Source organism: Lentibacillus persicus (genome assembly GCF_900112705.1).
GTDB lineage: Bacteria > Bacillota > Bacilli > Bacillales > Amphibacillaceae > Lentibacillus > Lentibacillus persicus.
The window spans coordinates 162,111-176,514 of sequence record NZ_FOMR01000004.1; the positions used below are offsets into that span (position 1 = coordinate 162,111).

The 14,404-nt window shown below is 41.7% G+C and carries 12 protein-coding genes; 1 reads left to right on the forward strand and 11 read right to left on the reverse strand.

Annotated elements, in window-relative coordinates; all coding sequences use genetic code 11:
* Positions 1 to 3 precede the first annotated feature (3 nt).
* The 10 genes from hslU to BMZ22_RS07010 form a co-directional block, all read right to left on the reverse strand.
* A complete protein-coding gene (hslU, locus tag BMZ22_RS06965) occupies positions 4 to 1,404 on the reverse strand; it encodes an ATP-dependent protease ATPase subunit HslU (RefSeq protein WP_090083539.1) in 1,401 nt (466 codons plus the stop codon).
* Positions 1,405 to 1,420: 16 nt separating this feature from the next.
* Positions 1,421 to 1,969, reverse strand: a complete 549-nt coding sequence (hslV, locus tag BMZ22_RS06970) for an ATP-dependent protease subunit HslV (protein ID WP_090083541.1) — start codon at positions 1,967 to 1,969, stop codon at positions 1,421 to 1,423.
* A gap of 17 nt (positions 1,970 to 1,986) precedes the next feature.
* Entirely contained in the window at positions 1,987 to 2,901 is a 915-nt protein-coding gene (xerC, locus tag BMZ22_RS06975) for a tyrosine recombinase XerC (protein WP_090083544.1), read from the reverse strand.
* Positions 2,902 to 3,230: 329 nt separating this feature from the next.
* Entirely contained in the window at positions 3,231 to 5,309 is a 2,079-nt protein-coding gene (gene topA, locus BMZ22_RS06980; protein WP_090083547.1) for a type I DNA topoisomerase, read from the reverse strand.
* 114 nt (positions 5,310 to 5,423) lie between these two features.
* Positions 5,424 to 6,317, reverse strand: coding sequence for a DNA-processing protein DprA (gene dprA / locus BMZ22_RS06985; protein ID WP_090083550.1), 894 nt, complete (start codon positions 6,315 to 6,317; stop codon positions 5,424 to 5,426).
* Between the two features lie 63 nt (positions 6,318 to 6,380).
* Positions 6,381 to 7,283 carry a succinate--CoA ligase subunit alpha gene (sucD, locus tag BMZ22_RS06990; protein WP_090083553.1) on the reverse strand — a complete coding sequence of 301 codons (903 nt, stop codon included), beginning with the start codon at positions 7,281 to 7,283 and terminating at the stop codon, positions 6,381 to 6,383.
* A 43-nt stretch (positions 7,284 to 7,326) separates the two neighbouring features.
* The gene (sucC, locus tag BMZ22_RS06995) at positions 7,327 to 8,487 is read right to left on the reverse strand and encodes an ADP-forming succinate--CoA ligase subunit beta (protein ID WP_090083555.1); all 1,161 of its coding nucleotides are present in this window, start codon (positions 8,485 to 8,487) and stop codon (positions 7,327 to 7,329) included.
* A gap of 90 nt (positions 8,488 to 8,577) precedes the next feature.
* Positions 8,578 to 8,856, reverse strand: a complete 279-nt coding sequence (locus BMZ22_RS07000) for an EscU/YscU/HrcU family type III secretion system export apparatus switch protein (RefSeq protein WP_090083558.1) — start codon at positions 8,854 to 8,856, stop codon at positions 8,578 to 8,580.
* A complete protein-coding gene (locus BMZ22_RS07005; RefSeq protein WP_090083563.1) occupies positions 8,853 to 10,112 on the reverse strand; it encodes a hypothetical protein in 1,260 nt (419 codons plus the stop codon). The genes BMZ22_RS07000 and BMZ22_RS07005 overlap by 4 nt, the downstream gene beginning before the upstream one ends.
* Positions 10,113 to 10,124: 12 nt before the next feature.
* The gene (locus tag BMZ22_RS07010; protein ID WP_177183370.1) at positions 10,125 to 10,892 is read right to left on the reverse strand and encodes a ribonuclease HII; all 768 of its coding nucleotides are present in this window, start codon (positions 10,890 to 10,892) and stop codon (positions 10,125 to 10,127) included.
* 707 nt (positions 10,893 to 11,599) lie between these two features.
* On the opposite strand from BMZ22_RS07010, the gene BMZ22_RS07015 reads away from it, so the two are divergent.
* Positions 11,600 to 13,462, forward strand: a complete 1,863-nt coding sequence (locus tag BMZ22_RS07015) for a DUF2207 domain-containing protein (protein ID WP_090083569.1) — start codon at positions 11,600 to 11,602, stop codon at positions 13,460 to 13,462.
* Positions 13,463 to 13,542: 80 nt separating this feature from the next.
* Here the strand turns inward: BMZ22_RS07015 and ylqF are convergent, their stop codons facing one another.
* Complete coding sequence (gene ylqF, locus BMZ22_RS07020; protein WP_090083571.1) at positions 13,543 to 14,397, reverse strand: ribosome biogenesis GTPase YlqF; 855 nt, start codon at positions 14,395 to 14,397, stop codon at positions 13,543 to 13,545.
* Between the last annotated feature and the right edge of the window lie 7 nt (positions 14,398 to 14,404).

A 14,404-nucleotide genomic window follows, 5' to 3' on the forward strand; every position in this document is an offset into this window, starting at 1 on the left:
AGTCTATAAAATAAACTGACTTAAATCTTTATTTTTAATGATATTGCTTAATTTTTCATCAACATAATCATTTGTTATCTCGACCGTTTCCATATTAATATCCGGCGCCTCAAATGACAAATCTTCCAACAGTTTTTCCAATATCGTGTGCAATCGTCTTGCCCCAATATTGTCCGTCTCTTGATTTACTTGAAAGGCAATTTCTGCCAATCTATTTACAGCATTGTCTGTGAACTTAACATTTATACCTTCTGTTTTTAATAATGCTGAATATTGTTTCAACAATGCATTGGACGGTTCCATCAGAATTCGTTTGAAGTCCTCAACTGTCAGTTTCTCCAGTTCGACCCTTATAGGGAATCTTCCCTGAAGCTCAGGAATTAAATCAGAGGGTTTCGCCGTATGAAATGCTCCGGCTGCTATAAACAGCATATGATCTGTCTTAACGGGACCATGTTTCGTTACAACTGTTGAGCCTTCCACAATCGGCAGGACATCACGCTGCACACCTTCTCTTGACACATTTGCCTGATTATCCTGCTTGCCGGCTACTTTATCGATCTCATCAATAAACAAGATTCCTGACTGCTCTGCACGATCAATGGCTTCTTGCGCCGCTTCGTCCATATCAACCAGTTTCTGAGCTTCTTGTGTCGTTAATACTTTCCGGGCTTCTGATACGGGGAGTTTACGCTTTTTGGTTTTCTTCGGCATAAATTGTCCGAGCGCATCCTGCATGTTCATCCCCATCTGTTCCATACCGGATCCCTGGAGCATGTCAAACATTGAGGAGGATTGCTCTTCAATCTCCACTGTTACGATGCTGTCTTCCAATTCGCCCATTTCCAGCTGATACTGCACCCTTTTTCGTTTGTTTTTGATTTCTTCATCTTTTGCTGCCGATTCATCATTCGCTTCATTGCTTTCCTGTCCGGCAAACAACATTTCGAACGGGTTCCGCATGTTATTATTATTCTGCTTTTTAGCCTGAGGAACGAGCAGTTCAACCATTATGCGGTTCGCTTCCTTTTCCGCACGGTCTTTCACTTCATTCATTTTTTCTTCTTTAACCTTGCGCAAAGCCATTTCCACCAGGTCACGAACCATTGATTCAACGTCACGGCCAACATACCCGACTTCGGTAAATTTAGTGGCTTCCACTTTTACAAACGGAGCACCGACCAAATTCGCAAGCCGCCGGGCAATTTCCGTTTTACCGACCCCGGTCGGTCCTATCATCAAAATATTTTTTGGGACAATCTCATCTTTTATCTTCTCGTCCAGTTTCATCCGGCGGTACCTATTCCTAAGCGCTACGGCGACCGATTTTTTAGCTTCAGTCTGGCCGACTATATATTGGTCCAGCTGATTCACAATTTGTTTTGGCGTATAGTCAATCCCCATTCAAACAAGGCCTCCCTTATTCATCAAGTACCTCTAATGTTATGTGGTCATTCGTATAGACACAAACTTCACTGGCAATTTCTAATGAAGTTCGGGCAATCTCCTTAGCTGTCAAGCCATCTGAATGTCTTACCAGCGCCCTGCCGGCACTCAACGCATAGTTCCCACCTGAACCAATTGCAAGTATGCCATCATCAGGCTCAATAACCTCACCGGTTCCTGACACAAGAAACATCTTTTCTTTATTCATAACAATCAGCATTGCTTCAAGCTTTCGCAACACTTTATCACTTCGCCATTCTTTTGCCAATTCCACAGCAGCTCTGGCAAGATTGCCATCAAAAGCTTCAAGTTTTCCTTCAAACTTTTCAAATAATGTAAAGGCATCTGCTACAGATCCTGCAAACCCGGCAAGCACCTGCCCGCGATACAGAGTTCTGACTTTTTTTGCTTTATGTTTCATAACAACGGCGTTTCCCATTGTTACCTGCCCGTCACCGCTCATGGCACATTGGCCGCCATGTCTAATGGCAAAAATCGTCGTGGCATGCATACCAGCAGTCACTTACATCACCTCTTTTTTTAAAAATCATTCTTAGCACGCGGGTGACTATTCATATAGACACTGCGCAGACGGTCTTTAGTGACATGTGTATATATTTGTGTTGAGGATAGGTTTTCATGCCCAAGCAGTTCCTGAACTGTCCGAAGATCAGCACCTTCATTCAGCATATGTGTCGCAAACGTATGCCGCAGCTTATGCGGGTGGACATGAACGGTCATAGCTGCATTATCAACCATTTTATTTAAAACTAACCGCATCCCTCTGGCAGTCAGCGGCCCGCCTCTGGCATTTAAAAAGACAGCATTGTTCGAGGAAGATGATTTTTCCAGTAATTTTTTTCTTCCATCGTGTATGTATGTTTCAAGGGCGACTTCAGCAAAACGGCCGAACGGTAAATAACGTTCTTTATTACCTTTACCTCGAATAAACATAGTGCCGATGGAAAAGTCAATGTCACTTAGTTCCATTCGCTGACATTCACTAACGCGTATTCCAGTTGCATAAAGTGTTTCAATTAATGCTTGATTACGTTGCCCGATCGGATCCTCTAAATCACTTATTTCAAATAATTTCTCCAGTTCTTCCGCATAAAGAAACCCTGGAATGGGCTTAGCAGCTTTGGGGAGACTAATATGGATAAATGGGTTATCCGTTACCTGACCATTCTGTTCCAAAAAGCGATAGAAACCTTTCAGGCTGGAAATTTTTCGTGAAACCGAACGCCGTCCCAATTCTCTCTCATATAATCTGGTCAAATATATTCGAATTGTACGGTAATCAACTTCGTTCAGATTGCTGATATTCTCTTGTATGAGAAAATCTTTGAAGTCACCTATATCATCCATATAACTTCGGACTGTATAAGGTGAAGCATTTTTTTCAACTTGGAGAAACATGTTAAATGCCTTGCTTTGCTCATGAAAATTATTCAAGTTCACACCTCATTACACAGCCTATAAAGCATATCATATAAAATTTCCAACAGCAATTAACTTAACTAAATAATAACAAAATTCTGAAATGCCCTCAATCTATTTGAAAGAAATAGGTATAGTTACCCATGTGTACCTCATATTTCAGAATTTCAAAGGTTTACTGTCAAGTAATTTACCTTACCAATGCGCAATTATATCTGTTTCATTTTAATTAGTCAACATATAAGAATTGAATTATCAAAAAACTCCTCCTGGACCAATGAAACTGTGACATTTAGCCCTTACCCTGTTTAGACAAAAAGAAAACTGCCTGATATTTCAGGCAGTCAGTTGTCCGCACTTTCTCTATAATCACAATTTGTACATTGTACACGTGTTTCTTTTTTTGTTTTCTTTTCGACGAGCAATGCATCACACCTCGGACATGGTCTTGATATGGGTTTGTCCCAGGAAACAAAATCACACTCAGGATAACGGTCACAACCAAAAAACTTCCGATTCTTTTTCGATTTTCGTTCGACAACGTCTCCTTCTTTGCATTTTGGACACGTGACACCTATTTTCTTTAAAATCGGTTTGGTATTACGGCACTCCGGAAAATTGGAACAAGCAAGGAATTTGCCGTATCTGCCCATTTTATAAACCATTTCGTGACCACAATTTTCACAGGTGATACCGGCCGGCTCATCTCTAATCTCAATTTTTTCCATTTCCTGTTCCGCTTTTTCCAATCGTTTCCGGAAATCGCCGTAAAAATCATCCAGAACTTTAACCCATTCGGCTTTCCCTTCTTCAACAGAGTCCAGATCTTCTTCCATTTTAACAGTGAAATCAATATCGATAATTTTTGGGAAGAACTCTTTTAAAATATCGTTAATTATTTCACCCAGCTCTGTTGGGATAAATCGTTTATTGTCCAGCTGCACATACCCCCGTCGCTGAATCGTGTCCAACGTCGGCGCATATGTGGAAGGTCGTCCAATCCCTTTTTCTTCCATGGTCCTTACCAGTCTTGCTTCAGTGTACCTTGGGGGTGGCTGGGTAAAGTGCTGATTTGGCGTGATTTCGTTTGCTTCAGCCGTCATTCCCTCGGACAAGTCCGGCAAGTATTTATTTTCGTCCTTTTTCTTATCGTCAGTACCCTCTACATAAACTTTCATGAACCCTTTGAATTTTACTTTTGATCCTGTAGCCCTGAATTCCACGCCATTATTCAATAAGTGAACTGTCATTGTATCCATAACAGCCGGCGCCATTTGACTTGCCAAAAACCGCTCCCATATCAGCTTATACAACCGGTATTGGTCACGTGATAAGACAGGTTTTAAAGATTTCGGGTCACGCATAATAGAAGTGGGTCTTACAGCTTCATGAGCGTCCTGGGCACCTTCCTGTTTTTTGGCCTTTCCGGCATTCCCCAGATAGCTTTTTCCATAATTATCTTCAATATAACCGTTTGCCTCTTGTTTGGCCGTTTCCGAAATCCGTGTTGAATCTGTACGCATATAAGTTATAAGACCTGTTATTCCTCCGGCTTTCTTGCCCAGGTCAATCCCTTCGTAAAGCTGCTGGGCTACCATCATTGTTTTCTTGGCCCGAAAATTCAATTTTCGGGCGGCTTCCTGCTGGAGTGAAGATGTCGTAAACGGCTTGGCGGGATTACGTCTGCGTTCACGTTTGTTTACTTTATCAATCGAGAACTGTTTGCCGTCTAATTTTTCAGTAACCGCTTTAACATCCTCTTCCGACTTCAGCTCTTGTTTTTTTCCGTCCATACCATAAAAGGACCCTTCAAATTTGTCATCGCCCTTTTGAAATTGCGCATCAATAGACCAGTATTCTTCAGGCTTAAAATTCTCAATTTCTCTTTCACGGTCAATAATCATCTTAACGGCTACTGATTGAACACGACCGGCACTGAGACCCCTTTTAACTTTTTTCCATAACAAAGGACTAATTTTATACCCAACAAGACGATCCAAAATACGTCTTGCCTGCTGTGCATTCACCAGATCATGGTCAATAGATCGCGGATGTTTAAACGAATCTTTAATCGCATCCTTCGTAATTTCATTGAAAACGACCCTGCACTCAGCATCCTCATCGATATTTAAAGCATGGGCCAGATGCCAGGCAATTGCTTCCCCTTCACGGTCAGGGTCAGCTGCAAGGTAAACTTTCTTAGCTTTTTTTGCCGATGACCTTAAATCTTTTAATACGTCGCCTTTGCCGCGTACTGTTATATATTTTGGTTTAAATGAGTCGTCAGGATCCACACCTGTTTGACTTTTTGGCAAATCACGGACATGACCCATTGAGGCTTTAACCTTATATTTTTTACCTAAATAACGTTCAATTGTTTTTGCTTTCGCCGGTGATTCCACAATCACCAGGTAATCAGACATATCGTTTCCTCCCAGAATTGCATCCAATAATTGTAATCGTCTTGAATTGAAAATCTTCACTAATATTAAAGAGTAACATTTGGTTTGTCAAACATGTTATGAAAAATATGTGTGTTATATGAGCCAATTTGGTTCTGTTTTTTCCCAGTCTTCAAGAATATCCTCCGGCTTCTGAACAAGTTTTGCTCCATCCTGAATCATATAGTGGCACCCTGCTGAATGCGGTGTCAATGGTGAGCCGGGCAAAGCGTAAACATCCCTTCCTTGATCAAGGGCCTGGTCTACCGTTATCAGCGTACCACTTCTTTCAGTTGCTTCAATCACAAACGTTCCAAAGCTTAAGCCGCTGATAATACGATTGCGTTCAGGGAATTGAAACCGTTCCGGCGGGGTGTCCGGCGGGTATTCAGATAAAATAAGCCCCTCAGCGGCAATTTGACGAAAGAGTTGAATATTGTGCCGGGGATAGACATGGTTGAATCCGCTTCCAAGCACAGCGATGGTTTTTCCATTGTTATTGACGGCTAGTCGGTGAGCATAACTGTCAATACCACTTGCCATTCCGCTGACAATAACCCAATCTTTTTGAATAAGCGGTAAAACGAATTTTTCCATTTTACGCATTGCGTCGCGTGACGGACGCCTCGTTCCAATAACGCTCAGGAGCGGATTTCTTTTCAATAAATGCGTGTCTCCTAAAGCATAAAGCACCAATGGCATATCTTTAATAGTTTTTAACACATTGGGATAGGCATCGTCAAATGCCGTTATGACATTTACTTTTTTTAAATCTTGCTGTATTATGCGCTTTAATCCAGGGTCCCGCAAGTCTGAATAAAATAATGAAGCTTTCTTGGGGGCAATCGAAAAGAAATGGCTGATTTCTGAAGCGTTAAGACTGTAGATGTTTTTTAAAGTGGGGTCATAATGGAGAAATTTGCGGACGGTTCTGCGACTCACACCACGGCATCGGTGGATATGAATCAGACGTTTTCGAATTTTTTCCAATTAATCACATCCTTTTTATAATCAGGACCCAAAGATTATTTACCTTTGGGTCCTGCTGAGGAATTAATGTGTTTTACACTTTTCCTGTAAACCATTTTCTTTTAATACATTAATCATCGTTTCACCGATTTCAGCTGGTGTGTCTGCCGTTTTAATACCGGACTCATTCATAATACGGATTTTTTCTTCAGCAGTGCCTTTTCCGCCTGAAATGATTGCTCCGGCATGGCCCATACGTTTCCCCGGAGGAGCTGTTGCACCACCAATGAACCCGACGACCGGCTTATTCATGTTAGCTTTAACCCACTCAGAAGCTTCTTCTTCAGCTGTGCCGCCAATTTCACCAATCATGACGACAGCTTCGGTTTCCGGATCATCGTTAAAGGCTTTCAGTGCATCAATAAAGTCCGTACCGTTCACAGGGTCCCCGCCTATACCGACTGCAGTTGTCTGACCATAACCTTCTTCAGACAGCTGATGGACCGCTTCATATGTCAGCGTGCCTGAACGGGAAACCACACCGATATGGCCTTTTTTATGAATATAGCCAGGCATAATGCCGATTTTACTTTCATCTGCCGTAATAACACCGGGACAATTAGGTCCGACCAGACGCGTCTTCTTGCCTTCCATGGCACGCTTAACCTTAACCATATCCATAACAGGAATATGTTCGGTAATACAAATAACAAGATCTAATTCTGCATCGACCGCTTCAAGAATCGCGTCAGCTGCAGCCGGAGCCGGCACATAAACAACAGATGCGTTCGCACCGGTTTCATCGACAGCATCTTTTACTGTATTAAATACCGGTACACCCTCTACCTCCGTACCGCCTTTTTTAGGCGTTACGCCACCAACTATTTTGGTGCCATAGTCAAGCATTTGTTTCGTATGGAATTTGGCTGTTCCACCGGTAATTCCCTGAACAATTACTTTTGTATCTTTATTAATATATACACTCATTTTCGTCCGTCCTTTCTAAAATTATCTGATCGCTTTTCATTGATTATTTTACAGCGGAAACAATTTTTTCTGCGCCATCAGCCATAGACCCGGCAGATGTAATATTTAACCCTGATTCGTCAAGGATTTGCTTGCCAAGTTCTACGTTGGTACCTTCAAGACGCACAACAAGCGGGATTTCAAGACCTACCTGCTTAGTCGCTTCCACTACACCTTCAGCAATAACATCGCATTTCATGATACCACCGAAAATATTTACAAAAATGCCTTTTACATTCGAATCGGACAAAATGATTTTAAATGCTTCTGTTACCTTCTCAGCTGTCGCACCGCCGCCAACGTCAAGGAAGTTCGCCGGTTCGCCGCCGTAATGCTTGATGATATCCATTGTTGACATGGCAAGACCAGCACCATTTACCATGCAGCCAATGTTCCCGTCCAAAGCAACATAGCTCAAATCATATTTGGATGCTTCAATTTCCTTTTCATCTTCTTCATCCAAATCGCGCAATTCCATAATATCTTTCTGACGGAACATGGCATTATCATCAAAATTCAGTTTGGAATCAAGTGCCATCACTTGCCCATCACCTGTTGTAACGAGCGGATTGATTTCAGCAATGGAACAGTCTTTTTCAACAAACACGTTATAAAGCCCAATCATGAATTTAGCGGCTTTTCCTATCAATTCATCAGGAATATTGATATTAAACGCTAGTCTGCGAGCTTGATAACCTGTAAGCCCAACAACCGGGTCAATTACTTCTTTGAAAATTTTCTCCGGTGTCTCTGCAGCAACTTCTTCGATTTCTGTGCCGCCTTCTTCAGATGCCATCATCACCACGCGGGATGTGGCACGGTCCAGTACCAGTCCTACATAATATTCATTTTGAATATCGCAGCCTTCTTCAATCAATAGACGTTTAACTTCTTTGCCTTCAGGGCCGGTCTGGTGTGTCACCAGGGTTTTACCAAGCAATTCGTCGGCATATGTACGCACATCGTCCATGTTTTTAGCGATTTTAACACCGCCGGCTTTTCCGCGCCCCCCGGCATGAATTTGTGCTTTGACAACTTTTACGTCACTGTTCAGCTTATTAGCAGCTTCCACTGCTTCTTCCACTGTATATGCGACATGACCGTTCGGAACATTTACGCCTGATTCGCGTAAAATATCTTTGCCTTGATACTCATGAATGTTCATCTTTCATCCTCCCATCAAATTTCACTGCATACCCATTGTATAAAAAATCAATCAGTTTAACAAGAATTAGCGGTTTATGGCGAATCTTGCTCATTCCCCTCCCAAACTCTGATCAGTTCGGTAAATAAAGGCAAAGACTTCAGCAACTGCCTGATATAGCTCTTCCGGAATTGTTTCATTGATATTAAGTTCTGAAAGCACTTCCACAAGCGAAACATCTTCCTGAATAGGTACATTATGCTCATTTGCCTTTTGAATGATAGTTTCAGCAACGTTCCCTTTACCCGTGGCGGTAACTTTTGGAGCTTGTTCCCTATCCTGATCATAGCGCATAGCTACAGCTTTATGGTGATGCTGCTTATATTTCATATACGGTAATCAACTCCTCTGGACGATTTATAGGCATCTGACTTCACTGGATGAACACTGGTTCCGTAATTCTCCTTCAACGGTTTAAACGTGATAGCGGAAAGCTTATAATTCATCGATTCAAGACCTTCTTTAAGAATCGGCCTTAATTCAGCTGCGTGTTTCTGGACATTTGCCTGGTCATTATAAATTGTAAGTGAAATTGCCCGCTTTTGAATATGCATATCTATAGCCGTCTCCTGCAGCCGATTAAGCGTCAAATAAAAAACAATCCGGCAATGTTCAGGGTCAATTTTTCCGTTCTCAGTTTTATGACTGAAAAATTCCAACTGCATGTCTTTATCCATCCCCAGTTTTGGGCCGGGTATATGCAAATTAGCCTGTATAGCATTTGCCGTTTCATTGACTGACTGAATTTGCACCCCATTCAGGTAATGAAGCAGTTGTCGTGAGCGCTCGTTAACCGCCCCATCACTTTGCTGAATCAGCTGAAGCAGCATAGCTTTAATCGAATTCTGTACATCGCTGCCCTTATTTAGAAAAATTTGGTTTTCATAATTAAAGCCGACAGAACGTAATACCTGATAAATATGACTCAGAAATTGCTCTTTAGGTGAAGACAGAAACAAATCCTTTCCACCTTCAACATAGTGGCTCAACCGGGATGAAAGTTGTTGCTTTAGAACAGTGTCTTTTTGATTGCTGTTTAATAGACGAAGCAGTGATTTTATTTGTTGTGTCATGTCATTCGAATTATAAACTGATAACGCTTGATAGACTGATTCAGTGACAGGCAAACCGGCGACTATTATAGTTTTAACGATATTTTGCGATGTCTGAGAATACTTGTTTTTATTTAACAGCTGAAATGCTTGCTGCAATTGTTCCTTATTAAAAAGAACGTCTTCATTAATTAGCGTTTGAACAAAACCGGCATTTGCCTTTGTTCCTTTTAAACCGAGTTGTTTCAGCAATTCAATTATACTTCCACTTTGATTATTCAACTGGTTACCTATAACCCGCAGATTAACGACATCTTCTGAAGGCTGTACTTGAAAATGGTACTTGCCGCCAACTGTCAAAGATGCTTCCAATTGTGCAACCGTGCTCTGTATTCCAAGCTGAACTTTTGCTCTTTGATCAGGATATATTTTCGTAATTTTGCCCTGGATAATTTGCCCTGGACGCAGAACCTGGGTTGACCTTGAAACGGCTGGCGGCAGCACTCTATTTTCGGACAAGTTCCAGACATTCATAACACTCTCTCCCTATTCAGCCTGACTTACAGGTGCAAACGATGCCCTGTGATAAGGTGTGATCCCTTGTTCTTTTATCGCGTCGATGTGTTGTTTGGTACCATACCCCATATTGGATGAAAAGCCGTATGACGGATATGCGTTATGTAAATCTTTCATTATATTATCACGTGTTACTTTTGCCAAAATGCTTGCCGCTGCAACCGATATGCTTTTCTGATCGCCTTTCGTGATGACATCAGATGGACAAGGTAACGCATCAAGCGTTACTGCATCGATCAGCACATGTTCAGGTGCAGGATTCAGCTGATTTACCGCCTCGTACATTGCCAGTTTTGTAGCTTCAAAAATATTAATCTCATCGATTTTTTTGCTGTCAATAACACTGATGCCATAGCTGACGGCTTGATTTTTGATGATTGTAAAATACGTTTCACGCGTTTTTTCATTTAATTGTTTCGAATCGTTTAACCCCAACAATTTAAAATGACTCGGTAAAATGACGGCTGCAGCCACTACCGGACCCGCCAATGGCCCGCGCCCGGCTTCATCCATTCCGGCGATGTAATCGTAACCGTCCGCATAATATTTTTGTTCATATTGACTCATGCGCATAAATTGGTTTTCCAATTCGAATTCGGCGGATTTTTTTCGCTCATATTTGGCAATCAGCTGCTGAACACCTTTTCTTTCATCCGATTTAAGTTTATTTATTGCTGTTTCATCTAATTGGTTTGACTCCAACAATTGTTTTAGTAGCGCAATTGATTGTTTTGCCAAATAAATCACCTGCATTCTTTAATATTGACTGTTTTTGTATAGATTGTTGTTACCAGTATCGAACACGATGTAAACTGCGAACTAGTGAAAATTCTTCCTTCTGATTGTCGTTAAGTGCTGAAATCGCTCCGGCAATATACTTCGCTTTCCATGGGCACGCCTCGGGCCAACACGATGTTGGTCACAAAGGCGTTGCCACAGGACGTGGCGTTCTTAGCCTTTGAACCTTACCGCTTTCTTGCGGGGTCTTCGGACGCGTGCGCATCCCTTGGAGTCTGCGTATATTGCCTGCGCTGGAAAAGGCTTACTGTGTATTCTATGGCAGTACATGAGTATGCAACAACCCTAGCGAAGGAAATACACGCCGACTCCTGCGGGAGCAAAGGCATAGGTGAGACAGCGAAGTGCCTTGGCACGAGTTGGCTCACCAGCCGCCCGCGGAAAGCGGCGTGTATTTCCGGAGCGGTAGCCGACGCTCCAACTCACATTTAGAGTTAGTTCGCAGTTTATGGAAACGGCGAAGTTAAAAAATAACCTTTATATTTATATCGGTTCAAACTATCAAAAATTAACAGACGGTGTATATATAGTTTACAACGTTAAATAGAGGTTTAAAAGCGAACAAGCTGAGAAAGATTTTGGTTTTGTGAAACATAATACGCCGACTGTTCGTACTGTATAAAGACGTTAATCAGGAGGGCGTATCCATGAAAAAATTGTTCACCGGATTATTTCTGTTTTTACTGACAATTACCTTGTTTGCTTGTTCCGAGGATCGTTCTTTCTCAATTGATGAAGTAACAATCGATGCGCAAATTAACAAAGATGGATCGATCAGTGTCAGAGAATTATTCACTTATAACTTTAACGGCTCGTATGAAGGGATGACCCGGTCCATTGAATCAGACGAGAAAAACTTTGAAGCCTACCTGACGGAGAGCCAAGACCCTTTAACATCAACGGAAAACCTTCCCCCGTTGGAAACAGAGGAAGATGATGATACGTACAAAATATATACCGATTCAGCCAATGAAACAAAGCGTGTGCTCTATCGGTATGAAATAGAGGGCTCAGTCAAAAAGTACACTGATGTTGCTGATTTAAAGTATGCTTTTTTTGATGACTCAAATGATACGGATTTAAATAACCTCACGATTAATATACACCCGCCTGAAGGAACAGAAGAAGGAAATCAGCACTTTTTCTTACATGAAGACGAAAAGGGAACCTTGACTTCGGTAGAAAGCGGGATTCAATATCAGACATCCCGACTTGAAGCTAACAGCAATTCACAAATACGGTTTGTATTTCCTTCAAATCAATTAAGCGGTATGAAACTGACAAGCGATAAACCTATGGTTGATTCGATTCTTGCTGAAGAACAGGAGCTAGCTGCACGAGCGGAAAACTTAGAAGCCAACATGGCTACCGTGACACCAATCGTTATCATACTACTGGGCATACTTACAGCGGGTACTGTCATCATACTTATCCTGCACCCTAATCGTTACCGTGGCAGCAAAGACCCCGATTCACTTTACCGGCTGGTTGAAGGCACAGATCCACTATTTGTCAAATATATAAAAGAACATGGCCGCTTGCCGGACGATAGCTTGATTGCCGGATTGTTTTCGTTAAAGCAAAGGGGCATCGTAACACTTAAAAAAGTTCCTTCAATGCAGAATGAAGGCAGCGAGACGTACAGGTTTAATTGGAGCGTCCAAGATAGCAGTGCAGACCCTGCTGATGAAAAACTGAGAGACTGGCTTTTCACTGAAAGGGATAAGAAAGAACCTTATTTTTTGCTTGAATCAATCACTGCCCAAGAAGATGAAACTGATAAGGCTAAACAAGAAAAAGCGGATGATTTCAGAGCTAATTTCGATGAGTGGTCAGGCGAAGTAAAAGAACGAGAAAATTATCAGCAGTTAAAAACGCCATTTAAAATGTATTCTTTTATTTCAATTCCATTGCTATTAGTTTCCTCAAGTCTTTTCTATTATTTCACTACAATTGATACACTTGGCTCAACTTTGCAATGGCTCTTGCCACTCATTGTCGGGATTATCACTGTGCCCGGTCTGTTATTTAATCGGAATAAATGGGTGCTTTCAGCTTATTATTTTATTTTGCTGCTATTATCAGCAGTAAGTTTTACATTTGAGCCTACTATAATTATGACATTATTCTTTTACGGGCTATCAATTCTTACGCTGTTAATTATTCCGGAATATTACTGGCGAAAGGATATCAGGCAACTGAAATATGCGATAAAACAAGCACATGCTTCATTTAAGCATAAAAACTATCCAATCGGCGCTGATGCGGATTTAACAGAGCAGCGGCTCCTCTACGCTATTATACTTGGAGCAGGTAAAGAATACGGCGAACAATGCAATTCTTCAAGACCGCTTTCCACTGCCGAAATGAATTACCCGCTGCTGCAAAATCCTGTTTATGCCACAACATCATTCAGTGCTGCTCATGCAGGACTTTACACAGCCGTAACACAAGTTAACACACCAAATACAACTGCTGCTACTGGTGGAGGCGGAGCCGGGGCTTTTTGATCTTAGAATCAGGCTAGTTTCCAAGCATTTATAAATCTGAACCTGGATTTAGAAAAGATATGAAAACACCTCCGGTCAGCTCATTGGCTCTCCGGAGGTGTTTCGAATGTCATCTTGCCAAGTTTTCCTGCTCTCAGGTCCTGGATAAAGAGGTCTGCAACTTTATCAAAATTAACGTTACCACCGCTTTCCAACGCCCCGCGCTGCTTTCCAATGGAAACAAATATATCCCACATATCAGTCTCTTCGGAAGTTATCCCGTAACGTTCTTCCAACCGGGAAGGATAATTGTCTATCATATACTCTATAGCAAAAGCCGCGACATCCTCCAACGGCAACAATTGATCTTTAATCGTACCGATGGCCGCCAAGCGGTAGCCGACTATTTCATCTTCAAACTTAGGCCATAAAATACCAGGTGTATCAAGCAAATCAAAATCATTTTTCACTTTAATCCATTGTTGTTTCTTCGTTACACCGGGTTTGTCTCCAATCTGAGCTATTTTTTTATTTGCGAGTCGATTGATCAGCGTTGATTTTCCCACGTTTGGTATACCTATAATCATTGCACGGGCCGGACGGGGGTTAATACCTTTTTCCTTTAGTTTTTCCATTTTAGTACGTCCGAGTTCTTTGGCCGTTTTAATGACATTTTTCATGTCAGATTTATCATTAACATCGATGGCAATTGCTGACATTCCTTCATCATTAAAATAACGCAGCCAATTTTCCGTAAGGCTGTCGTCTGCAAGGTCTTTTTTCATCATAACAACCATTTTTGGTTTTTGCTGCAGGATATCCTGCAGCATCGGATTTTGAGAAGACAACGGGGCACGGGCATCCACAAGTTCCATAACGAAGTCAGCCAATTTCAACTTTTCTTCAACTTCCCGCTTAGCTTTAGCCATATGTCCAGGAAACCATTGTATTGACATTTCAAAT